The sequence below is a fragment of the Pseudomonas sp. PP3 genome (assembly GCF_905336995.1).
GTDB lineage: Bacteria > Pseudomonadota > Gammaproteobacteria > Pseudomonadales > Pseudomonadaceae > Aquipseudomonas > Aquipseudomonas reinekei.
Map to the genome: position 1 here is coordinate 325485 of NZ_HG995459.1, position 22371 is coordinate 347855.

The 22371-nt window shown below is 61.0% G+C and carries 19 protein-coding genes; 10 read left to right on the plus strand and 9 right to left on the minus strand.

The window, feature by feature from the left end:
• The first annotated feature begins 8 nt into the window (after window positions 1-8).
• The 5 genes from KHO07_RS01470 (at window position 9) to KHO07_RS01490 (ending at window position 5679) form a co-directional block, all read left to right on the plus strand.
• Complete coding sequence (locus KHO07_RS01470; RefSeq protein WP_212626305.1) at window positions 9-872, plus strand: LysR family transcriptional regulator; 864 nt, start codon at window positions 9-11, stop codon at window positions 870-872.
• A 221-nt stretch (window positions 873-1093) separates the two neighbouring features.
• Complete coding sequence (locus KHO07_RS01475; protein WP_212626306.1) at window positions 1094-2170, plus strand: putative 2-aminoethylphosphonate ABC transporter ATP-binding protein; 1077 nt, start codon at window positions 1094-1096, stop codon at window positions 2168-2170.
• Window positions 2170-3894 carry a putative 2-aminoethylphosphonate ABC transporter permease subunit gene (locus tag KHO07_RS01480; RefSeq protein WP_212626307.1) on the plus strand — a complete coding sequence of 575 codons (1725 nt, stop codon included), beginning with the start codon at window positions 2170-2172 and terminating at the stop codon, window positions 3892-3894. The genes KHO07_RS01475 and KHO07_RS01480 overlap by 1 nt, the downstream gene beginning before the upstream one ends.
• A gap of 39 nt (window positions 3895-3933) precedes the next feature.
• Window positions 3934-4959: a putative 2-aminoethylphosphonate ABC transporter substrate-binding protein gene (locus tag KHO07_RS01485; RefSeq protein ID WP_212626308.1), complete on the plus strand. Its 1026-nt coding sequence runs from the start codon at window positions 3934-3936 to the stop codon at window positions 4957-4959.
• A gap of 162 nt (window positions 4960-5121) precedes the next feature.
• Complete coding sequence (locus KHO07_RS01490) at window positions 5122-5679, plus strand: phosphonate degradation HD-domain oxygenase (RefSeq protein WP_150734128.1); 558 nt, start codon at window positions 5122-5124, stop codon at window positions 5677-5679.
• Between the two features lie 128 nt (window positions 5680-5807).
• Here the strand turns inward: KHO07_RS01490 and KHO07_RS01495 are convergent, their stop codons facing one another.
• Both KHO07_RS01495 and KHO07_RS01500 read right to left on the minus strand, forming a co-directional pair.
• Window positions 5808-7184, minus strand: coding sequence for a GTPase/DUF3482 domain-containing protein (locus tag KHO07_RS01495; protein WP_212626309.1), 1377 nt, complete (start codon window positions 7182-7184; stop codon window positions 5808-5810).
• The gene (locus KHO07_RS01500; protein WP_150734130.1) at window positions 7177-8547 is read right to left on the minus strand and encodes a DUF2868 domain-containing protein; all 1371 of its coding nucleotides are present in this window, start codon (window positions 8545-8547) and stop codon (window positions 7177-7179) included. Before KHO07_RS01500 ends, KHO07_RS01495 begins: the two co-directional genes overlap by 8 nt.
• A gap of 85 nt (window positions 8548-8632) precedes the next feature.
• Here KHO07_RS01500 and KHO07_RS01505 point away from each other — a divergent pair, with 85 nt between their 5' ends.
• Window positions 8633-9145, plus strand: a complete 513-nt coding sequence (locus KHO07_RS01505; RefSeq protein WP_212626310.1) for a dihydrofolate reductase — start codon at window positions 8633-8635, stop codon at window positions 9143-9145.
• Window positions 9146-9260: 115 nt separating this feature from the next.
• Here KHO07_RS01505 and KHO07_RS01510 read toward each other — a convergent pair whose 3' ends face one another.
• Complete coding sequence (locus KHO07_RS01510) at window positions 9261-10652, minus strand: L-cystine transporter (protein ID WP_212626311.1); 1392 nt, start codon at window positions 10650-10652, stop codon at window positions 9261-9263.
• 241 nt (window positions 10653-10893) lie between these two features.
• Between KHO07_RS01510 and KHO07_RS01515 the strand changes: the two genes are divergently transcribed.
• Window positions 10894-11949: a haloacid dehalogenase-like hydrolase gene (locus tag KHO07_RS01515; protein WP_150734133.1), complete on the plus strand. Its 1056-nt coding sequence runs from the start codon at window positions 10894-10896 to the stop codon at window positions 11947-11949.
• A 561-nt stretch (window positions 11950-12510) separates the two neighbouring features.
• On the opposite strand, the gene ilvD is transcribed toward KHO07_RS01515, so the two are convergent.
• The 3 genes from ilvD to KHO07_RS01530 form a co-directional block, all read right to left on the minus strand.
• The gene (gene ilvD, locus KHO07_RS01520; RefSeq protein ID WP_020797344.1) at window positions 12511-14352 is read right to left on the minus strand and encodes a dihydroxy-acid dehydratase; all 1842 of its coding nucleotides are present in this window, start codon (window positions 14350-14352) and stop codon (window positions 12511-12513) included.
• Between the two features lie 257 nt (window positions 14353-14609).
• On the minus strand, window positions 14610-15812 hold the full coding sequence (locus KHO07_RS01525; protein ID WP_212626312.1) for an MFS transporter: 1203 nt from the start codon (window positions 15810-15812) through the stop codon (window positions 14610-14612).
• 209 nt (window positions 15813-16021) lie between these two features.
• On the minus strand, window positions 16022-17218 hold the full coding sequence (locus KHO07_RS01530; RefSeq protein ID WP_212626313.1) for a class I SAM-dependent rRNA methyltransferase: 1197 nt from the start codon (window positions 17216-17218) through the stop codon (window positions 16022-16024).
• A 333-nt stretch (window positions 17219-17551) separates the two neighbouring features.
• Between KHO07_RS01530 and KHO07_RS01535 the strand changes: the two genes are divergently transcribed.
• Genes KHO07_RS01535 through KHO07_RS01545 form a run of 3 tightly spaced genes read left to right on the plus strand, consistent with a single transcriptional unit; the run spans window position 17552 to window position 19584 of the window.
• Window positions 17552-18367, plus strand: coding sequence for an HDOD domain-containing protein (locus KHO07_RS01535; RefSeq protein ID WP_212627580.1), 816 nt, complete (start codon window positions 17552-17554; stop codon window positions 18365-18367).
• Between the two features lie 31 nt (window positions 18368-18398).
• Entirely contained in the window at window positions 18399-19211 is an 813-nt protein-coding gene (gene mutM / locus KHO07_RS01540) for a bifunctional DNA-formamidopyrimidine glycosylase/DNA-(apurinic or apyrimidinic site) lyase (protein ID WP_150734137.1), read from the plus strand.
• Window positions 19212-19263: 52 nt separating this feature from the next.
• Window positions 19264-19584, plus strand: a complete 321-nt coding sequence (locus KHO07_RS01545) for a multidrug transporter (protein WP_150734138.1) — start codon at window positions 19264-19266, stop codon at window positions 19582-19584.
• Between the two features lie 120 nt (window positions 19585-19704).
• Here KHO07_RS01545 and KHO07_RS01550 read toward each other — a convergent pair whose 3' ends face one another.
• From KHO07_RS01550 to KHO07_RS01560, 3 genes are all read right to left on the minus strand, one after another.
• The gene (locus KHO07_RS01550) at window positions 19705-19956 is read right to left on the minus strand and encodes a YfhL family 4Fe-4S dicluster ferredoxin (protein ID WP_003195146.1); all 252 of its coding nucleotides are present in this window, start codon (window positions 19954-19956) and stop codon (window positions 19705-19707) included.
• A 206-nt stretch (window positions 19957-20162) separates the two neighbouring features.
• Window positions 20163-20642, minus strand: coding sequence for a pantetheine-phosphate adenylyltransferase (gene coaD / locus KHO07_RS01555; RefSeq protein WP_007975368.1), 480 nt, complete (start codon window positions 20640-20642; stop codon window positions 20163-20165).
• A 115-nt stretch (window positions 20643-20757) separates the two neighbouring features.
• Entirely contained in the window at window positions 20758-22353 is a 1596-nt protein-coding gene (locus tag KHO07_RS01560; RefSeq protein WP_212626314.1) for a GMC family oxidoreductase, read from the minus strand.
• Window positions 22354-22371 lie beyond the last annotated feature (18 nt).

The following is a 22371-nucleotide window of genomic DNA, read 5'->3' on the forward strand; positions in this document are numbered from 1 at the left end:
GATGGGTTGTGCTGAGTGCCGAGCTGAAGGCGTTTTATATGGTGGCCCGCCTGGGCAGTATCACCCAGGCTGCGAAAAAGCTCGGCCTGAGTCAGCCGACGGTGACGACGCAGATTCGCAACCTGGAAAGCCAGTATTCGGTGGAGTTGTTCTACCGTGGCGGCCGGCGCCTCAGCGTCAGCGATGAAGGCGCGCGGCTGTTACCGATGGTCAAAGCGCTGATGCAGCAGGAAGCCGATATCGAGTTTTTCCTGCGCAATTGCGGCCAGGTGCAGGGCACGCTGCGCATTGCCGCGACGGCGCCTTATTACATCCTCGACCTGGTGAAGACCTTTCGCGAACGCCTGCCGCAGGTGGAGGTGTCGGTGGAAATCGGCAACTCCCAGCAAGTGCTCGAAGCATTGGAGGAGTACCGCGTCGACGTCGCGGCATCCTCGCAGTTACTCGACGATGCACGGCTGATTCGGCGGGTGCTCGGCAGCGATCCGCTGGTGCTGGCGGTGCATCGTCATCATCCGCTGGCGGTTCACAATCACGTGCCGCTCAGCGCATTGGCCGGGCATACCCTGTTGATGCGCGAATCGGGCTCGACCACCCGACGCCTGACCGAAGCGTTGCTGGCCAGCGCCGGTGTGTGTTTCGGGCCGCTGCTGGAGATCGGCAGCCGCGAATCGATTCGCGAGGCGGTGTTGCGCAACATCGGCATCAGCATCATTGCCCGGCAGGAAGTGCCCCATGATCCGCAATTGCGAGTGCTGACCCTCGAAAATGCGCCGCAGATTCCCGAGTACCTTTATTGCCTCAAGGAACGCAAAAACGCGCGGCTGCCGGCGGCGTTTCTGGGGCTGGCGCAGGAAATGTCTCCGGCCTGAGATCTGCGGTGATTGTTCGGTCCTCATCGCTGGCAAGCCAGCTTCTACAGGAATGCGCGATAACCTCTAGGAGCTGGCTTGCCAGCGATGAGGCCAGTCCAGACAACACATCACCTGAACCAAAATCCTTCAATACCACTATCAGCCGTTTTTGCCTTACTGCCATATGACGGACTCATTACAACCCTAGGATGACCCCATCTGCCAGATGAGGCCCGTCCATGAACAATTCGATCGCAACTGCCCTGACCAATCCCGGCGCACCGATGAAGGTGCGCGGTGTACAGAAACGCTTTGGTGCCTTCACCGCGCTGGACAACGTTTCCCTCGATGTGGCGGCTGGCGAGCTGGTGTGCCTGCTCGGCCCGTCGGGCTGCGGCAAGACCACCCTGCTGCGTTGCATCGCCGGTCTGGAAAAACAGGACAGCGGCGAGTTGTACCTGGGCGATCGCGACGTTTCCCACTTGGCGCCCCAGGCGCGGGACTACGGCATTCTGTTCCAGTCCTACGCGTTGTTCCCCAATCTCACCGTCGAAGCGAACATTGCCTACGGCCTGGCCGGCAGTGGTCGCGATCAGGTGCGTCAGCGCGTCGGGCAGATGCTGGAACTGGTCGGCCTGAGCGGCAGCGAGAAAAAGTACCCGGGCCAGTTGTCTGGCGGCCAGCAGCAGCGGGTTGCCCTGGCCCGCGCGTTGGCACCGGCGCCTTCGCTGTTGCTGCTCGACGAACCAATGTCGGCTCTCGACGCCCGCGTTCGCGAGCATCTGTGCACTGAACTGCGCCAACTGCAACGCAGCCTCGGCATCACCACCCTGATGGTTACCCACAATCAGGACGAGGCCATGCTGATGGCCGACCGCATCGCCGTAATGAACAACGGCAAGGTCGAGCAGTACGCCACACCACAGGAAATCTACAACCGCCCTGCCACGCCGTTCGTGGCGGAGTTCGTCGGCCAGGGTAACTGGTTGCCGTTCCAGCGCAGCAGTGACAGCCACGCCCAGGTCGGCGGGATGAACATGCGCCTGGCCGATGGCAGCGCCAAGACCGCCTCGGGCCGTTTGTTCTGCCGCCCCGAAGCGATCAACGTCAACCCGTTGGTGCACGAGGAAAACCTGTTCCCGGCCAAGGTTCGCGAAATCACCTTCCTCGGCAACCGCTGCCGCATGAGCTTCGAACTCGACCAACTGCCGGGCCATGCGTTGCTGGCTGAACTGGCACCGGAAGCCATGCCGCGTCTTGGCGCACAGCAGATCATGGTTGCCTTGCCGCCACGCAGCCTGCAGGTGTTTGCCTGATGAGCGCGAACATCGTGCTGGCGCTGCCGCAAAAGCAGGTCCGGCAGATTTCCCGTGCCGAGCTGGGCGACCGGATCTTCGTGGTCGGCGGCAAAGTCCTCTTGCTGGTGTTGCTCGGCGTTGCCGTGTTGATGCCGTTGCTGGCGATCTTCTGGCGTGGTTTCAGCACCGAGGCCGGGCAGGGCGGTGGCTGGCTTGCTGCGAAAGAATTGGTGACCAGCGATAACTTCCATTGGTTGCTGGGTAACAGCCTGAAGGTTTCCCTTAGCGTCGCGGCCATCGTCGTACCGCTGGCCTACCTGTTTGCCTACGCCCTGCAACGTACATTGATACCGGGCAAGGGCATCTGGCGCGGCATTTCGTTGCTGCCATTGATGGCGCCTTCGATGCTGCCGGGGATTGCACTGGTTTACCTGTTCGGTAACCAGGGCATGCTGCGCGGTCTGCTCTCGGACAACATCTATGGCTTCTGGGGCATTGTGCTGGGCGAGGTCATCTACACCTTCCCACACGCCTTGATGATTTTGCTGTCGGCGTTGTCCCTGGCGGATGCGCGACTGTTCGATGCCGCTTCGAGCATGGGCGCCAGTCCCGCCAAAGCGTTCCGCAGCATCACCTGGCCGGCAACGCGTCAGGCGGTGTTCGCTGCGTTCTGTCTGGTGTTCACCCTGACCATCACCGACTTCGGTGTGCCCGTGGTGGTCGGCGGTGACTATCAGGTGTTGGCGCTGGAAGCCTACAAAGCCGTGGTCGGCCAGCAGCAATTCGGTCGCGGTGCGCTGATCGGCATGGTGCTGTTGCTGCCGGCGTTGTTCAGCTTCGGGGTTGATGCCTGGCTGCGTCGCCGTCATGGCGATTCAATGAGCGGTCGCGCTCAAGTGTTCAAACCGTTGCCGTCGACGCTGCGCGACAGCTGCTATCTGGCCATCGTGCTGCTGATCTGCGCCACGTTGCTGCTGGTGTTCGGTATGGCGGTGTTTTCGTCGCTGGTGAAGTTCTGGCCTTACAACCTGTCGCTGTCGCTCAACCATTATCAGTTCAATGACACCGCCGGCGGTGGCTGGCTGGCGTACGGCAACAGCGTGAAGATGGCGTTGTGCACGGCGCTGATCGGCAGTGTGCTGATTTTCACCGGCGCTTATCTGATGGAAAAAACCAAGGGCCAGCGCGGCTTGAATCTGACGCTGCGCATGCTCAGTTTCGTGCCGATGGCGGTGCCGGGTCTGGTGCTGGGACTGGGTTACGTCTTCTTCTTCAACCTCACCGGCAACCCGCTGCACGTGCTCTACGGGACCATGACCCTGCTGGTGGTCTGCACCATTGCGCACTATCTGACCACCGCACAAATGACTGCCACCACCGCGCTGCGCCAACTCGATGCCGAGTTCGAAGCCGCCGCGCTGTCGCTCAAGGCGCCGCTGTACCGGCACTACCTGCGGGTCACCGTGCCGATTTGCCTGCCGGCGCTGCTGGACATCGTGCGCTACCTGTTCGTCTCGGCCATGACCACCGTTTCGGCGGCGATCTTCCTCTACAGCCCCGACACCATCCTCGCGGCGGTGGCGGTGCTGAACATGGACGACGCCGGCAATGTCGGCGGCGCGGCGGCGATGTCGACCCTGATTCTGTTCACCTCGGCGGGCGTGTCCCTGCTGCTGGCCTGGGCCTCGCGCGGTTTGCTGCGCCGCTCTCAGGCCTGGCGGCAGACCGCGCCCGGTCATTGATATCTGCCCAACCCACTCAACTCAAAACAGGAAAAGATCATGTTCAAGCCTATGGCCCTGGCCGCTGCTGTCCTCACCGCTTTCAGCCTGAACGCCTTCGCGGCGAAAACCGAGTTGACGGTGTACACCGCCCTCGAAGCCGAACAGTTGAAGACCTACAAAGAGGCTTTCGAAAAAGCCAACCCGGACGTCGAGATCAAGTGGGTTCGTGACTCCACCGGTATCATCACGGCCAAACTGCTGGCTGAAAAAGCCCGTCCTCAGGCTGATGCCGTGTGGGGCCTGGCCGCTTCGAGCCTGGCGATCCTCGACCAGCAAGGCATGCTGCAAAGCTATGCTCCGAAGGACCTGGGCAAGATTGGCGCTAACTACCGCGACGCCGCCACCCCCCCAGCCTGGGTCGGCATGGACGTTTGGGCCGCAACCATTTGCTTCAACACCGTCGAAGCCGAGAAGCAGGGCCTGACCAAGCCAGTGAGCTGGCAGGACCTGACCAAGCCTGAGTACAAAGGCAAGATCGTCATGCCGAACCCGGCGTCGTCCGGCACCGGTTTCCTCGACGTCAGCGCCTGGCTGCAAACCTTCGGCGAGAAGCAGGGCTGGGCGTACATGGACGGCCTGCACCAGAACATCGGCCAGTACGTTCATTCCGGTTCCAAGCCTTGCAAACTGGCGGCGGCAGGTGAATTCCCGATTGGTATTTCTTTCGAATACCCGGCCGTTCAGCTCAAACGCCAGGGCGCACCGCTGGACATCATCCTGCCGAAGGAAGGCCTGGGCTGGGAAATCGAGGCGACTGCCGTGATCAAGGGCACGCCACACGAAGAAGCCGCGAAGAAACTGGCTGACTTCTCGGCCAGCCCTGAGGCGATGGAACTCTACAAAGAAAACTTCGCCGTGCTCGCCCAGCCTGGCATTGCCAAGCCGCAGACCGAACTGCCGGCCGACTATGAGCAGCGTTTGATCAAGAACGACTTTGCCTGGGCCTCGAAGAACCGCGACGAAATCCTGGCCGAATGGCGCAAGCGCTACGACGGCAAGTCCGAGAAAGTGGCGGCCAAGTAAGACCTTCATTGGCTGACAGGGCCTCATCGCTGGCAAGCCAGCTCCCACAATGGACGAGGTGAAACGCAAAATGTGTGAACACCCGTGAACCCTGTGGGAGCTGGCAAGCCAGCGATAGCGGTCTACCCTTCACCACAAAATTCACTGTTTGGGGGATTTTCGATGGGCCGCAACGAACAAGTGATCGCCGAGGTATTCGCCCTGTACGAACGCTTTGGCGCCAGCGACTACATCGGCGAGCCGGTGTCGCAGATCGAGCACATGTCCCAGGCCGCACAACGGGCCATGGCTGAAGGCTTTGATGATGAAGTAGTGCTGGCGGCGTTTTTTCACGACATCGGGCACATCTGCGCCGAGAGCGCCGAAAACATGGGCGGCTTCGGTGTGGTCAGTCATGAGCGACTGGGCGCGGACTATCTGCGTCGCGCGGGTTTCAGCGAACGGCTGGCGCGGTTGGTGGAATACCACGTCCAGGCCAAGCGTTATCTGACGCTGCGGGAATCCGGGTACTACGAGCGCTTGAGCGAAGCCAGCCGTCGCACGCTGGAGTATCAGGGCGGCGTAATGAGCGAAGCCGAAGCTGACGCGTTCGAGCAGGACCCGTTGTGCGAGGTCAGTTTGCGCATGCGGCAGTGGGATGAGCTGGCCAAGGAGATGCACGTGCCGGTGATTGACCTGGGACTTTTGAAGGAAAAGGCGTTGCGCCTGTTGGCTGCATAGAAATGTGAGACCGAGGTGCGTCCATCGCTGGCAAGCCAGCTCCCACAGTGTTCCTGTGTTGCCCTGGATTTGTGGCAACCACAAAACCTGTGGGAGCGGGCTTGCCCGCGATGAGGCCGGATCAAACGCTACAATTTTGCTGCCAGAACCTCAATCTGCTCCTGCCGCTCCGCCTGATTCAGCTTCGCATGCGGGTTGAGCGACGACCATTGCGGATGCGCCCGGGCCCTGTTCAAGGCTTCGGGCAACTTGCCCTCGCGCCAGGTCTTGTCCTGAGGCGTGGCCACCTGGATGCTGTCCATCGCCGCATGCCCGCGGGCATTGAGCGCTTGCAGCAGTTGCCGTTGGCGTAAGGCCAACAGTCGCAGCACGTTGTCATCGACCGTCAGCTCACGCTGGCCCTTGAGTTTGCCGAGCAAGCGGCTTCCATAACTGCGCGCGGTTTGCAGGGCGCCGCCGGCAATGGCACCGGCCAGCGCGGCGGCACCGAGGGTGATGCCGCCGACCAGCAGATCGACGCCAGCCCCTGCAGCGGCCCCTGCGGCGATCCCGCCACCGACCCGCACGCCCAGCTGCTTGAGGGTTTCGGGGTTGAACAGGTCATCGCCCCAGCGGCCATCAAGCAGCGGTAAATCGCTGGCAGCGGCGTCCTGCGGGCGGAAGGCGTACAGCTTGAGCAGGGACTCGACGCAGCGTTGTTCCCGTTGGCGCACCGCTTTGCGCAGTTCGCTGATGGCTTGCTGTTCCTGCTCGGCTTCGCTGACCACGCTGCGTCGGCAGGCTGCGCAATCGATCAGTAATTCGGCAATCAGCCGCGCAGCACTTTGCTCACGGGCCAGACGCTGGGCCTGCTGATCGGCGATCAAGCGTTCCAATTGCGGCCGCGCGGTTTCCAGCAACAGGGCGAGGCTTTCATAGAGCCGGCGCTCGCCGTCTTCCGGCGGCGCGACGCTGTCGAAGCGCACCAATGCATGCAAACCCAGCCGCGCCAGCGCTTCACGCCACGCCGGTTCCCGATGGTTGGCGCTGCTGACGAAATTCAGCACCGGCAGCAAAGGCTTGCCGCAACTGGCGAGTACTTCCAGCTCATCGCGATACTTGGCCAGCACCGGTTCCCGGGCATCGATCACATAGAGACCCGCGTCCGAGGCCAATAGCTGGCGCAAGACTTTGGCCTCCTGTTCGAAACGCTGTCGGGCTTCGCTGCCATCGAGGAAGCGGGCCAGTCGCGCCGGGCCGTCCAGTCTTTCGCCGGGCCGTTCCAGGCGTTCGAGGTAGTCGAGCAGGGCGATGGCGTCTTCCAGGCCCGGCGTGTCGTAGAGATCGAGCAGCGGTTCGCCGTCCACCGACAACCGCGCGCCTTCGACATGCCGTGTGGTGCTGGGACGGTGGGACACTTCGCCAAAACCGACATCGCGAGTCAGGGTGCGCAACAGCGAGGTTTTGCCGACGTTGGTGTGGCCGACGACGGCGAGTTTCAGGGGCGGCTTGCTGGTGTCAGTCATGACCCGTCTCCAGCCAGTTCATCGGTGCGCAATCGGCGAAGGGTAGCTCCAGTTGTCGCAACGCCGCATGCCAGTCGCCAAGGCGTTCGGCATCCAGCGCCTCACCGGGCGGAGCTTGCAGCAACCAGACGCGGGTGGCGCTGGCGCTGCGAGCCAGTTCGGCGATCAACGCCAGGCTGCCGCGATCCGGCGAGCGCCGCGGATCACAGGCAATCGCCAGCCGCGCGGGTGGAAAACGGCTCAACTGTTCGAGGAGTTTGTTGCGCGATTCGCGGCTGTCGAGAATGCCGGCGTTGCTGATGTTGTTGGGCAATTTCGGCGGCCACGGGCGGTCGTCGTCCAGTTCGATGGCGACCAATAACGCACCGTCACTTTGCTGCTCACTGACGCCGCTCTCGACCCGATGCAGTTGCTCAGGCGCGGCATCGCTGATGCCCAGACGTTCACTCGTGGGCATCAACCGTTCGCGAAGCTGGGCGTAGCCGGGCAGGTTCAAATCCAGACGCAGCGCCGCTCGACCGGTGTTCCAGCGCCACAGGCAAAACAGCGACAGCAACAAGCGCGGCATCACGCCATAGACCAGCAGCACGCCCACCAGCCACGCCGCCCAGGCCTGGCGGGCGCTCTCGATATTCAGTGCGGCGTCGCCACTGGCACGGATCATTTCCTCGGTGGGCACGTTGAAACCCAGCAGGGCGGGTAGCGCGCCGAGGGCCTGGGTCACGGCAATAAACGTGTCGGCGCTGAGGAGGGTGGTTTCCCAGACGAAGCCGTATCGGCGGGTCGCCATCAACGTCAGCAGGATCACCAGCGCGCTGAGCATCGCCAGCAGCCACAGGCCGTTGACCAGTACGCCAACGGCCCAGCGAGTGAGTTTCTGGCGTTGCAGCAACAACAGCAGGGCCGGTGCCAATTGCGCGGCTTTGGCGTCGCGGGCGAGTTTTTCACTGAGCCACAGCCACACGCGCCCGAGGCTGGCGCCGTGTTCGCCGGCAAACACCAGGCCCGCGACCCAGCTCAGCAACAGAATCAGATTGAGTCCGAGCAGGCTGCCCAACGCCCAGAACACATTGACCGGGTGCAGGCCGTCGCCCATCGCGGCAAAAGCCAGACCGGCGCCGCTGACCACGGCCAGCACCGCCATGACGATCAGCGCCAGTCGTGCGCCTTGCAGCCAGTGTTTGAGCGCATCGCTCAAGCCATCGCGATCCGCCAGCCACAGGGCTCGGTGTTGAATGCGCGACGGCAAATCGCCGCCTGCGCTGCGGGCCAGTCGGTTGGCTTCCAGATCCTCCAGGGGACCTGCGTGTTCTTCGCGCAGGCGGATGGTTTCTGTCAGCCAGAGGTTATTCAGTTCAGTCACGCGGCATCCCGTCGCTCAAATGAGCTGTGAGCATAACCGTTGTGGCGCTTATCGGCGAAAGCGAGGCTCTGGTATCCTCGCCAACATGACTAAATCACTCCCCCTCAGCCTGATCGCAGCCCTCGGTGAAAACCGTGTGATCGGCGTCGACAACAGCATGCCCTGGCACTTGCCGGGGGACTTCAAATACTTCAAGGCCACCACGCTCGGCAAGCCGATCATCATGGGGCGCAAGACCTGGGACTCTCTCGGTCGCCCGCTGCCGGGGCGCTTGAACATCGTGGTCAGCCGTCAGGCGGACCTGGTGCTCGAAGGCGCAGAGGTTTATCCGTCGCTGGAAGCCGCGGTGGTTCGCGCCGAGGAATGGGCGAAGGAGCAAGGCGTCGATGAGCTGATGCTGATTGGCGGCGCGCAGTTGTATGCGCAAGGGATGGCCCAGGCCGATCGCTTGTACCTGACCCGCGTGGCATTGAGTCCGAAAGGGGATGCGTGGTTTCCGGAGTTTGATGTGAACCAATGGAAATTGGTGTCGAACATTGAAAACCCGGCTGAGGATGACAAACCGGCGTACAACTTTGAAGTCTGGGAAAAAGCTTAAAAGCATCGCTGGCAAGCCAGCTCCCACAGTGTCCAAGGTGAATCACAAATTGAGTGAGCACCATGGAGTCTTGTGGGAGCTGGCTTGCCAGCGATAGCGGTCGATCAGGCGCTACTTAAGCCTGCGCCAACGCCGAATGCTCATCCGCATCGAGCAGCGCTTTATCGGTCTGCTGCATCACCTGGCTGGTAATCGCCCCCGCCGTGATCGAACCACTCACGTTCAACGCCGTGCGCCCCATATCAATCAGCGGCTCAACCGAAATCAGCAACGCTACCAGTGACACCGGCAATCCCATCGCCGGCAACACGATCAGCGCAGCAAACGTCGCACCGCCACCTACGCCGGCCACACCGGCCGAGCTCAGCGTCACAATCGCCACCAGCGTCGCGATCCACAGGGGGTCGAGCGGGTTGATGCCCACGGTGGGCGCCACCATCACCGCCAACATCGCCGGGTACAGACCGGCACAGCCATTCTGGCCGATGGTCGCGCCGAACGAGGCGGCGAAACTTGCCACCGACTGTGGAATGCCCAAACGGCTGGTCTGCGCTTCGATGCTCAACGGGATCGTCGCCGCGCTGGAACGGCTGGTGAAGGCAAACGTCAGCACCGGCCAGATCTTGCGGAAGAAACGCAGCGGATTGATCCCGGCGGCCGACACCAGCAGACCATGAACGACAAACATCAGGCCCAGGCCAATGTAGGACACCACGACAAAACTGCCGAGCTTGATGATGTCTTGCAGGTTGGAGCCGGCGACCACTTTGGTCATCAGCGCCAGCACGCCGTACGGGGTCAGCTTCATCACCAGGCGTACCAGACGCATCACCCAGGCTTGCAGGGTGTCGATGGCGTTGATCACTTTCTGACCTTTCTCGACATCATCCTTGAGCAGTTGCAGCGCCGCGACACCGAGGAACGCGGCGAAAATCACCACGCTGATGATCGAAGTCGGCTTGGCCCGCGCCAGATCGGCGAACGGGTTTTGCGGGATGAACGACAGCAGCAGTTGCGGCACATTCAGGTCGGCAACCTTGCCGGCGTAGTCGGTCTGAATGGTTTGCAGGCGAGCCATTTCCTGGGTACCGGCGACCAGGCCTTCGGCGGTCAGGCCGAACAGGTTGGTCAGGCCGATGCCGATCAGCGCCGCGATGGCGGTGGTGAACAGCAGGGTGCCAATGGTCAGGAAACTGATCTTGCCCAGGGACGAGGCATTGTGCAGACGGGCTACGGCGCTGAGGATCGAGGCGAACACCAGCGGGATCACGATCATTTGCAGCAACTGCACGTAACCGTTGCCCACCAGATCGAACCAGCCGATCGAGGCTTTCAGCACTGGGTTACCGGCACCATAAAGGGTGTGCAACGAGACACCGAACGCCACACCCAGTACCAGCGCGAGCAGGACTTTTTTCGCCAGGCTCCAGTGGGTGTGACGGGTTTGCGCGAGACCGAAAAGTAACGCGAGGAACACCAGCAGATTGAGAATCAGCGGCAGATTCATAAAGACTCCGAAAGTGACTAGTGCCAGCCACCTTCCGGGGCAGCTGCGAACCGGCAAGCCTAACAGCTTGAAATCTAATGAATTAATATCAAAAACGTCTGGTGACCGTCGTTTTTGGAATAAGCCGGTGTCGCTCTCGGGGATGCATTTGGCGCGATAGGTTCGTTAGCGGTCGCTGACAGACGAGGACTGTCATACGTATTTGTTAGCGTCGATGTCTTTGAATCAGGGAGCAGCGTCGATGAAGTTCGCACCGAAATTTCTGGTAGCAGCACTTTGCCTGGGCCTCGCCGGTCAGGTACTTGCCACGGATCTGAAGCACTGGCCGGCCGATCAGGCCAAGGCACTGGACGCGATGATCGCGGCCAATGCCAACAAAGGTAACTACGCAGTGTTCGACATGGACAACACCAGTTACCGCTACGACCTCGAAGAGTCGTTGCTGCCGTTCATGGAAAACAAGGGCCTGATCACCCGCGACAAACTCGACCCCTCCCTGAAACTGATGCCGTTCAAGGACACCGCCGACCACAAGGAAAGCCTGTTCAGTTACTACTACCGCCTCTGCGAAGTTGACGACATGGTTTGCTATCCGTGGGTCGCTCAAGTGTTCTCTGGCTTCACGCTGCAGGAACTCAAGGGCTATGTCGACGAGCTGATGGCGTCCGGCAAACCGGTGCCGGCCACTTATTACGAAGGTGATGTGGTCAAGAAACTCGACGTCAACCCGCCGAAAATCTTCACTGGCCAGCAAGAGTTGTACAACAAGCTGATGGAGAACGGCATCGAGGTCTACGTGATGACCGCCGCCTCCGAAGAACTGGTGCGCATGGTCGCGGCCGATCCGAAGTACGGCTACAACGTCAAACCGCAGAACGTGATTGGCGTGTCGCTGCTGCTCAAGGATCAAAAAACCGGCGAGCTGACCACCGCGCGCAAACAGATCACCGCCGGCAAGTATGACGAGAAAGCAAACCTTGGCCTCGAACTGACCCCGTACCTGTGGACACCGGCGACCTGGATGGCTGGCAAGCACGCCGCGATCCTGACCTACATCGATGAGTGGAAAAAACCGGTACTGGTCGGCGGCGATACCCCCACCAGCGATGGCTACATGCTGTTCCACGATGTCGACGTGGCCAAGGGCGGCATCCATTTGTGGATCAATCGCAAAGACAAATACATGACCCAGATCCAAGGCATGATGGCCAAACACGCTGCGGCCCAGGCCAAGGAAGGGCTGCCGGTGACGGCGGACAAGAACTGGGTGATCGTTACACCACAGGAGATTCAGTAAGACCGAGTCGCCTGTATCGCCAGCAAGCCGGCTCCTACAATCGTACGACGACACAACCCCTGTAGGAGCTGGCTTGCCAGCGATGAGGCCATCATCTGGAACATCAATGTCGCCTGACCCACCGCTATCGCCAGCAAGCTGGTTCCTACAATCGTGCGACGACACAACCCCTGTAGGAGCTGGCTTGCCAGCGATGAGGCCATCATCTGGAACATCAATGTCGCCTGACCCACCACTATCGCCAGCAAGCCGGCTCAATCGTGCGACGACACAACCCCTGTAGGAGCTGGCTTGCCAGCGATGAGGCCATCATCTGGAACATCAATGTCGCCTGACCCACCGCTATCGCCAGCAAGCCGGTTCAATCGTGCGACGACACAACCCCTGTAGGAGCTGGCTTGCCAGCGATGAGGCCATCACCTGGAACATCATTGTCGCCTGACCCGCCGCTATCGCCAGCAAGCCGGTTCCTACAGGGGGCTTTGGTGGTGTGCCGGTAAACACGATCGGCAAAAAATACCCCGCACTTGGCGGGGTATTTTTTTGTTCGACGGTTAAGCCTTACAGCCCGTCGAGCATTGCCTTGTTACGCACAGCACCCTTGTCGGCGCTGGTCGCCAGCAGGGCGTAGGCCTTCAGGGCAGTGGTCACTTTGCGTGGACGCACTTCAACCGGTTTCCAGCCTTTCTTGTCCTGCTCGACCCGGCGCGCGGCCAGTTCTTCGTCGCTGACCAACAGGTTGATCGAGCGGTTCGGAATGTCGATCAGCACTTTGTCGCCGTCCTGCACCAGACCGATTGCACCACCGGCAGCCGCTTCAGGCGAAGCGTGGCCGATGGATAGACCGGAAGTACCGCCGGAGAAACGACCGTCGGTGAGCAGGGCGCAGGCTTTGCCCAGGCCTTTGGATTTCAGGTACGACGTCGGGTACAGCATTTCCTGCATGCCCGGGCCGCCTTTCGGGCCTTCGTAGCGAATGATGACGATGTCGCCTTCCTTCACTTCATCGGCGAGGATGCCGCGCACGGCGCTGTCCTGGCTTTCGAAGATCTTCGCGTTGCCTTCGAACACATGGATCGACTCGTCGACGCCAGCGGTTTTCACCACGCAACCGTCCAGCGCGATGTTGCCGTACAGCACGGCCAGGCCGCCTTCTTGCGAATAGGCGTGTTCGACACTGCGGATGCAGCCGTTTTCACGGTCGTCGTCCAGGGTGTCCCAACGGGTCGACTGGCTGAACGCGGTTTGCGTCGGGATGCCCGCCGGACCGGCCTTGAAGAAGTGATGCACGGCTTCGTCGTTGGTCTGGGTGATGTCCCACTTGGCGATGGCTTCTTCCATGCTGCGGCTGTGCACGGTCGGCAGTTGGGTGTGCAACAAGCCGCCACGGGCCAGCGAACCGAGGATGCTGAAGATCCCGCCGGCACGGTGCACGTCTTCCATGTGGTACTTCTGGATGTTCGGCGCAACCTTGCACAGTTGCGGCACGTGACGGGACAGACGGTCGATGTCGCGCAGGTCGAAATCGATCTCGGCTTCCTGGGCCGCGGCCAGCAAGTGCAGGATGGTGTTGGTGGAACCGCCCATGGCGATGTCCAGGGTCATGGCGTTTTCGAACGCCTGGAAGTTGGCGATGTTGCGCGGCAACACCGACTCATCGTTCTCGCCGTAGTAACGCTTGCACAGTTCGACGATGGTGCGACCGGCTTGCAGGAACAACTGCTCGCGGTCGCTGTGGGTGGCCAGGGTCGAACCGTTGCCCGGTAATGCCAGGCCCAGCGCTTCGACCAGGCAGTTCATCGAGTTGGCGGTGAACATGCCGGAGCACGAACCGCACGTCGGGCAGGCGCTACGCTCGTACTCGGCGACTTTCTCGTCAGAAGCGCTGGAGTCGGCGGCGATCACCATGGCGTCGACCAGGTCGAGGCCGTGGGAGGCGAGTTTGGTCTTGCCGGCTTCCATCGGACCGCCGGAAACGAAGATCACCGGGATGTTCAGGCGCAGGGACGCCATCAGCATGCCAGGGGTGATCTTGTCGCAGTTGGAGATGCAGACAATCGCGTCGGCGCAGTGGGCGTTGACCATGTACTCGACGGAGTCGGCGATGATCTCGCGGCTCGGCAGCGAATACAGCATGCCGTCGTGGCCCATGGCGATGCCGTCGTCGACAGCGATGGTGTTGAATTCTTTTGCCACGCCGCCAGCGCGTTCGATTTCGCGGGCGACCAGTTGGCCCAAGTCCTTGAGATGGACGTGGCCCGGTACGAACTGGGTGAAGGAGTTGGCAATGGCGATGATCGGCTTTTTGAAGTCGTCATCTTTCATCCCCGTGGCGCGCCACAGTGCGCGGGCACCGGCCATGTTGCGGCCGTGGGTGGATGTTTTCGAGCGGTAATCAGGCATGAAGCACTCCGGGCGGCTAATCAGGTATCAAAAGGGAAGTGAGCTTCTAGTGACGTCTGGAACACTCAGAAATGGCCGTGTGTCCGGAAGTTGCCGATAACTTTGCGGGATCGCCGCGCGCTTCAGCTTGAGCTCATAAACCCGCCGGGGATGACTGGCGATGAATGTCGCGATTCTACACGGCTGGCGTCAAGAGGGAATGCCGGGAAGCGTTGATCCCGTGTTGACGAAGCGTACGGGATGACGACCGGCAGTTGTCAGCCGATATCGAGTGCCTGTTTATTCCGTTGGTTGATCACTGCATTCAGTCCAAGGCCAGCGACGCTCAACGTCAGGAAGCCAATGGCCAGAGCGGTGGTCAGGTCCTCAGGTGCCCGGTTGATCACCGTGCTGATCACGCCACCGCAGAGGAACATCAGCACACCGCCGACCGAGGTCGAGGTCCCGGCATATTCCGGATGAACGCTCATGGCCCTGGAGTTGACGACGGGTCTGGTAATGGTGGTGCCGATCGTACAAATCAGCATGGAAATCAGCACCGTCCCAGCAGAGAGACCGAAGTGGCGAGTCAGCCACAGCATCACCACGCCCGAAACCGCGATCAACCCCAGGCCAGCCATGATTTGCGTATTGGCTTGCAGGCGTTTGTGCAGGACGTTGGCAACTGCGCCGCCGCCTACATACGCAACGCCGTAGAGCAATAACGCCCAAGCGTACTCGTACGGTGAAAGGGCCAGATGCCCCATGAAAAGAATGGGTGAAGTGACGATGAACGAAAAATGACAGGCGAAGGCCAGGGCGGAAATCAGCCAGTAACCCATGAAGCGAGCATCTGAACAGACATGCCAGTAAGCACGGAAGATTCCCCCACGCGATGCCGTGCGGTTTGATGAGGATTCCTTGAGCAGCCAACAGGCGCTTGACCAGACTAAGACGGCGAGGGCGACAAACACATGGAAACTGCCCTGCCAGCCAAGCTGCAATTGCAGCCAGGTCCCCAGCAGCGGCGAAATTGAAATGAATACCCCGCCTGCGGTCACCATCCAGATCCTGAGTCGCTGCCTTTCATGGCCGATGAATAAATCCTGCACCAACGCCTGTGACAGCGAAAAGGCCCCGCAACCGATCGCCTGGACCACACGAAAACCCAGGAACCAGCTGTACTCGCTGGACGCTGCACACCCAATCGCGCCAATCGCCGCGAGGGCGATACCCCCCAGCAACAGCTTCTTGCGACCCCACATGTCCGACAGCGGCCCCACCAGCATCACGGAAAATGCCAGGCTGACGGCGAACAGGCTGACAGACAAAGCAACTTCAGGCGGCGATATCTGGAAATAGGCTGACAGGTCAGGAAAGGAGGGGAGAACGACGTCCAACGGAAAAACACCCAGTAGCGTCATTGTCATCAGCAACAGGATGATCAACGGCTTTTCATTGGTGTTATGGGCAGCGTGCATCAGTCAGTTCTCTCGTTCCGTGAGGGAAGGACGAGAATTGATTTGATGACGAAACAAGTCAATGCGCGTGGGCGTGGGGCCCTTCTGAATCTGTTGTAGGAGCAATCTCGCTCGCGAAAAACGTCAACGATAACGCGGGTGTGTCTGGTCATCCGCGGTGTTTATGCGTTCTTCGCGAGCGAGCTCGCTCCGACAGTGTTTGGCGGTTTTTAGCTGTTTGGCAGCAGACGGCAGGTGATGCTCTTGATGTAGCGGGTTTCGGCGATGGCAGGATGCACCGGATGATCCGGGCCCTGGCCGCCGCGTTCGAGCATCTGGATGTTGCGGTCCAGGTGACGGGCGCTGGTCAGCAGGATGTTTTGCAGGTCGTCTTCCGGCAGGTGCATCGAGCACGATGCGCTGACCAGGATGCCGTCCTTGGTCAGCAGGCGCATGGCTTGCTCGTTCAGACGGCGGTAGGCGCCTTCACCGTTCTTCATGTCTTTCTTGCGTTTGATGAACGCTGGCGGGTCGGCGACGATGACGTCGAAACGCTCTTCGCTGGCCTTCAGCTCTTTCAGGGCTTCAAACACATCGCCTTCGATGCAGGTCATTTTTTCGGCGAAGCCGTTCAATGCAGCGTTGCGCTCGACGCCGTCGAGGGCGAAGGCCGATGCATCGACGCAGAACACTTCACTGGCGCCGAACGCAGCCGCTTGCACGCCCCAGCCGCCGATGTAGCTGTACAGGTCCAGTACGCGTTTGCCTTTGGCATACGGTGCCAGGCGGGCGCGGTTCATGCGGTGGTCGTAGAACCAGCCGGTTTTCTGACCCTGAATGACCGGGGCTTCGAACTTCACGCCGTTCTCTTCGAGGGCTACCCACTCCGGCACCAGGCCGAATACGGTTTCGACGTAGCGGGTCAGGCCTTCGGCATCACGGGCAGCGGAGTCGTTCTTGAACAGGATGCCGCTTGGCTTGAGCACTTGGGTCAGCGCTGCGATGACGTCGTCCTTGTGGGCTTCCATGGTCGCCGAAGCGATCTGCACCACCAGGATGTCGCCGAAACGGTCAACCACCAGGCCTGGCAACAGGTCGGAATCGCCGTAGACCAGGCGGTAGAACGGCTTGTCGAACAGGCGGTCACGCAGCGACAGGGCGACGTTCAGGCGATGCACCAGCAGCGACTTGTCCAGCGCCAGCTTGATGTCACGCGACAGCACGCGGGCACAGATCAGGTTGTTCGGGCTCATGGCCACAATGCCCAGCGGATTGCCGCCGGCGGCTTCGAGGATCGCCTGGTCGCCGGCCTTGAAACCGTGCAAAGGCGTAGCGGCTACATCGATTTCGTTGCTGTAAACCCACAAATGACCGTTGCGCAGACGACGGTCGGCGTTGGCTTTGAGGCGCAGGCTAGGCAGGGACATGTCGTCGCTCCGGAAAAAAGAGCGGGAGTATAGCGTGTTGCAGTCAAGGATAGGCCGGCAAGTGGACATGTGGCGAGGGCGCTTGCTCCGCTGGGTGGCGAAGCCGCCCCAAACCTGGTTGTTGCGCCTGCTTCGCAGTCGAGCGGGAGCAAGCTCCCTCGCCACAGAGTGTGTTTTCAGCTCAAAGGGAATGGATGAAACTTCAGTCAATGGGCCATCCCGGGTGTCGGATCCAAATTTTAGAAGCTAGAATCTGCGCCTGACCCAGAGTGTGTACTTATGTCCCAAGAGCTGACTCCCGAACAAATCCAGCAGTCCCTGCAAGGCATCAGCGTGCCGGCCCAACCGCAGATCATGGTGGATCTGCAGATGGAGCAGTACATGCCCGACCCGGATCTGGAGGTGATCGCGAAGCTGATTTCTCAAGACCCTGGCCTCTCTGGATCGTTGTTGAAGATCGTCAATTCGCCGTATTACGGCTTGAGCAACAAGATCGCCTCGATCCAGCGAGCGGTGAATCTGCTGGGCAGCCGCTCGGTCATCAACCTGATCAACGCGCAGTCGATCAAGGGTGAGATGAACGACGACACGATCGTCACCTTGAACCGCTTCTGGGACACCGCCCAGGATGTGGCGATGACCTGCCTGACCCTGGCCAAGCGCATCGGCGTCGAGAACGGCGACGAAGCCTACGCCCTGGGCCTGTTCCATGACTGTGGCGTGCCGCTGATGCTGCAGCGTTTCCCCGACTACATGGGCGTTCTGGAACAGGCCTATGCCGGTGCCAGTGCCGAGTGCCGGGTCGTGGATACGGAGAATCGCGAGTTCAACACCAACCATGCCGTAGTGGGTTATTACACGGCCAAGTCCTGGCGCCTGCCGGAGCATGTGAGCACGGCCATCGCCAATCACCACAATGCCCTGGCGATCTTCAGCGATGAGTCGTCGCGCAATAGCTCGTTGAAGAACCTGCTGGCGATCCTGAAGATGGCCGAGCATATTTGTGCTTCCTACCGCGTGCTGGGCAACCAGGCCGAAGATCACGAGTGGAACAGCATCTCGGCGTTGGTGCTCGATTATGTCGGTCTTTCGGACTATGACTTCGAGACCCTCAAGCAGACGATCCGCGACCTCGGCGCGCACCGCTGATTGGCGGATTTTCTTCACCCAAGAGAGCACCATGCCTGAACTGCCAGAAGTCGAAACCACCCGCCGTGGAATTGCGCCGCACCTGGAAGGCCAGCGTGTCAGCCGGGTGATCGTGCGTGACCGGCGCCTGCGCTGGCCGATTCCGGAAGACCTCGACGTGCGCTTGTCCGGCCAGCGCATCGTGCTGGTGGAACGGCGCGCCAAATACCTGCTGATCAACGCCGAGGTCGGCACCTTGATCAGCCATTTGGGCATGTCGGGGAATTTACGTCTGGTGGAAGTCGGCCTGCCGGCGGCCAAGCATGAGCATGTCGACATCGAACTGGAGTCAGGCCTGGCCCTGCGCTACACCGACCCGCGACGGTTTGGCGCGATGCTCTGGAGCCTCGACCCGCTCAACCATGAGTTGCTGATTCGCCTGGGGCCGGAGCCGTTGACCGACCTGTTCGACGGTGAGCGTCTGTTCCAGCTGTCCCGTGGCCGTTCGATGGCGGTCAAGCCGTTCATCATGGACAACGCGGTGGTGGTCGGCGTCGGCAACATCTATGCGACCGAAGCGTTGTTCGCCGCCGGGATCGACCCCCGCCGCGAAGCCAAGAGCATTTCCAGGGCGCGCTATCTGAAGCTGGCCATCGAGATCAAACGCATTCTTGCCGCTGCCATCGAGCGCGGCGGCACCACGCTGCGGGACTTTATTGGCGGCGACGGTCAGCCGGGATACTTCCAGCAGGAATTGTTTGTCTACGGTCGTGGCGCCGAGCCTTGCAAGGTCTGCGGCACGCCGTTGCGCGAAGTGAAACTCGGGCAGCGGGCCAGCGTCTTTTGCCCGCGCTGCCAGCGCTAAACGCCGACGGTCTATAGTCAGTGTTCTGACTGTTTAGCCGAAGGACCGCGCCATGAACCTGTTTCGAACCCTTGTCGTCGCGTCGATGCTGAGCTTCGCAGCTGTAGCCGGCGCCAGCAGTGGCAGCGGTGATCCGCTCTACACCATCCAGAACCCACCGGCTTACGCGATGATTGGCGATCTGTTGATTGCCCGGCCTTTATTGGTCGCGGCAACAGTGATCGGCGCGGGAGTGTTCGTGGTGTCGTTGCCGTTTACCGCTTTGGGTGGCGGAGTGGGCGATGCAGGGCAGGCGCTGGTGGTCGACCCGGCGAAGGCGGCGTTTGTGCGGTGTTTGGGGTGTATCGGGGAGGGGTTTGAGCGGCAGGAGTGAGTCAGTTGATTCTTCGGTACGTCTGTTGGCGTCATCGCGGGCAAGCCCGCTCACACAGGGTTCAGGGATCCTTGTGGGAGCGGGCTTGCCCGCGATGGCTGTGTAACGGATATCGAAGATTCAAGCCTTACCGGTAATCTTCCGGTACTTCTCCATCAACTGCTCTTCAGTCTCCGGATGCGCTTCGTCCAGCGGGATGCAATCCACCGGGCAAACCTGCTGGCATTGGGGTTCGTCGTAGTGGCCGACACACTGGGTGCACAGGTTCGGGTCGATCACGTAGATCTCTTCGCCCTGGGAAATGGCGGCGTTCGGGCACTCGGGTTCGCAGACGTCGCAGTTGATGCAATCGTCGGTGATGATCAGGGACATGCTAACTCCAGCCGGGGCGGCAGGCCCGGGCGCAATAAATCAATGCGCGTAATTGTGCCGCATTGGCGCCTGCGTTGCACGCAGGTGCGACGTACTGTAGGCGCCGGCTTGCTGGCGATGAACTCGAGAACGCCGCGGGGTGTCTGGTTTCCCGCTTTATCGTTGACGTCCATCGCCAGCAAGCCGGCGCCTACAGTTTTGGGGGATTATTTCTTGAAACGTTCGGTCAGTGCATCCGCCACCGCCGGGTGGACGAACTTGGTGATATCGCCGCCCAGGGCAGCAATTTCACGGACCAACGTCGAGGAAATGAACGAATAACGCTCGGACGGGGTAAGAAACAGACTTTCCACATCCGGGGCCAACTGGCGGTTCATGTTGGCCAGCTGGAACTCGTACTCGAAGTCCGACACCGCGCGCAACCCACGCAGGAACACATTGGCGTTCTGCTCTTTGGCGAAATGCGCCAACAGGGTCGAGAAGCCGACGACTTCAACGTTCGGCAAATGTTTGGTGACCTCGCGGGCCAGCTCCACACGCTGTTCCAGGGGAAACAACGGGTTTTTCTTCGGGCTGGCAGCGACGGCAATGATCACGTGATCGAACAGGCGCGAGGCGCGTTCGACCAGATCGCCATGGCCCTTGGTAATAGGGTCGAAGGTACCTGGGTACAACACTCGGTTCATCGCGTCGTCCTGGCGGGAATCCGTTGGGGAGTCGGATGGTATCGCAGCCTTCCCGGTCGGCCAAGTCGCCTGTTGGGTAAGAAAGCACTATAGACGATGGGAATCGTCGCTCTTTTCATGGATTTTTTAAACGTTCGGCCAGGGAAGTTGCCAATTGCGCCGTCAGGCCGTAGACCGACAACTGCGGGTTTGCGCCAATGCTGGTGGGGAAGAGCGAGCCGTCATGAATCGACAGATTTGCCAGTTGATGGTGTCGGCCGAGGCTGTCGGTCACGGCGTTTTTCGGGTCTTCGCCCATCGCACAGCCGCCCATCACATGCGCGCTGCCCAACCGTGTGCGGTACAACTCCAGGCTAAGGCTGTCGATCAGCGTGCGCGCTTCGGCGAGGGTTTTTACATAGCGCGCATCGGCGTGCATCGGCATCACCGCCCGGGCACCGCCGGCAAACTGGATCTCGGCCATTGTATGGAATGCCCGGCGCAAACCGTCCCAGGCATAAGGCGACACCTGGTAATCGAGCACCGGCGTGTCGTCGCCGCGCAATTCGACGTTGCCGCCCTGGCTGTCCGGATGAAAGCCGTCGCGCAGCAGCGCCAGCATGGCGTGGGTGTGCGGCAAGTTGGCCATGTGCTGCGCGTTTTCCTCGCCGAAGCCACCGAGCAATGTCGCTGCCAGCGCCGGATGCAGCGGTGGCACTTCCAGTTTGTAAGCCATCGGGCCGGTGGTGCCGTCCTGCCATTGGAAATGGTCGGAATAAATTGACTGCGGCGCGCCATAGAACGGGTTGACCACTTCGTCGAACAACGCGGCGGACATGTTCACCGGGTGCAGGAACGTGCGCTTGCCCAAGCGCTTGTGCGGATCGGGTGCTGCGGAACGCATCAGCAGCCCCGGGGTGTTGATGCCGCCGCCAGCCAGCACGTAATGCCGTGCCTTCACCGTGATCTGGCGGCCCGTGGGCTCGACGCAGCGATCGTCCATCGCCGAGCATTGCAGGCCGGTCACCTTGTCGCCGCTGATGATGAGTTTTTCGGCGCGGGCCAGGTAAAGCAACTCGCCACCCTTTTCCAGGGTCGCCGGAATGGTCGTGACCATCATCGATTGCTTGGCGTTGGTCGGGCAGCCCATGCCGCAGTAGCCGAGGTTCCAGCAACCACGCACGTTGCGCGGGATAACGTGCCAGCTGTAGCCAAGTTTTTCGCAGCCTTTGCGGATCACGTCGTTGTTGGCATTGGGCGGGACCATCCACGGCGCGACGCCCAGGCGTTGCTCCATTTTCTCGAACCACGGCGCCATTTCCGCCGGGCTGTGGCCCTTGACGTTGTGTTCCTTGGCCCAGTGTTCCAGGGTCGGTTCCGGGGTGCGGAAACTCGAGGTCCAGTTGATCAGCGTGGTGCCGCCCACCGCACGTCCCTGAAGAATAGTGATCGCGCCGTCCTTGCTCATGCGCCCGATGCCTTCCTGATAAAGGCTGGCGTAGGCCTGGTCTTCGAGCAGCTTGAAATCGCTGCTGGTCTTGAGCGGACCTTCCTCGATCAGCAGCACTTTGTAGCCGGCTGCGCTGAGGATTTCGGCCGTCGTGCCGCCGCCGGCGCCGCTGCCGATGATTGCGACGTCCGCTTCGAGGGTCAGGTCCTGGCTCAGTTGCGAGCCGTTATGGGTTTTCCAGCCACGGGCCATGCCTTCGCGGAACGGGTCGGGTACGGGCATCTTTCAGGTTCTCTTTTT

Coding starts and splice junctions, on each gene's coding strand:
- KHO07_RS01475 (WP_212626306.1), top strand. CDS start 1,094: ATGAACAATTCGATCGCAACTGCCCTGACCAATCCCGGCGCACCGATG.
- KHO07_RS01480 (WP_212626307.1), top strand. CDS start 2,170: ATGAGCGCGAACATCGTGCTGGCGCTGCCGCAAAAGCAGGTCCGGCAG.
- KHO07_RS01485 (WP_212626308.1), top strand. CDS start 3,934: ATGTTCAAGCCTATGGCCCTGGCCGCTGCTGTCCTCACCGCTTTCAGC.
- KHO07_RS01490 (WP_150734128.1), top strand. CDS start 5,122: ATGGGCCGCAACGAACAAGTGATCGCCGAGGTATTCGCCCTGTACGAA.
- KHO07_RS01495 (WP_212626309.1), bottom strand. CDS start 7,184: ATGACTGACACCAGCAAGCCGCCCCTGAAACTCGCCGTCGTCGGCCAC.
- KHO07_RS01505 (WP_212626310.1), top strand. CDS start 8,633: ATGACTAAATCACTCCCCCTCAGCCTGATCGCAGCCCTCGGTGAAAAC.
- KHO07_RS01510 (WP_212626311.1), bottom strand. CDS start 10,652: ATGAATCTGCCGCTGATTCTCAATCTGCTGGTGTTCCTCGCGTTACTT.
- KHO07_RS01515 (WP_150734133.1), top strand. CDS start 10,894: ATGAAGTTCGCACCGAAATTTCTGGTAGCAGCACTTTGCCTGGGCCTC.
- ilvD (WP_020797344.1), bottom strand. CDS start 14,352: ATGCCTGATTACCGCTCGAAAACATCCACCCACGGCCGCAACATGGCC.
- KHO07_RS01525 (WP_212626312.1), bottom strand. CDS start 15,812: ATGCACGCTGCCCATAACACCAATGAAAAGCCGTTGATCATCCTGTTG.
- KHO07_RS01530 (WP_212626313.1), bottom strand. CDS start 17,218: ATGTCCCTGCCTAGCCTGCGCCTCAAAGCCAACGCCGACCGTCGTCTG.
- mutM (WP_150734137.1), top strand. CDS start 18,399: ATGCCTGAACTGCCAGAAGTCGAAACCACCCGCCGTGGAATTGCGCCG.
- KHO07_RS01545 (WP_150734138.1), top strand. CDS start 19,264: ATGAACCTGTTTCGAACCCTTGTCGTCGCGTCGATGCTGAGCTTCGCA.
- KHO07_RS01550 (WP_003195146.1), bottom strand. CDS start 19,956: ATGTCCCTGATCATCACCGACGATTGCATCAACTGCGACGTCTGCGAA.
- coaD (WP_007975368.1), bottom strand. CDS start 20,642: ATGAACCGAGTGTTGTACCCAGGTACCTTCGACCCTATTACCAAGGGC.
- KHO07_RS01560 (WP_212626314.1), bottom strand. CDS start 22,353: ATGCCCGTACCCGACCCGTTCCGCGAAGGCATGGCCCGTGGCTGGAAA.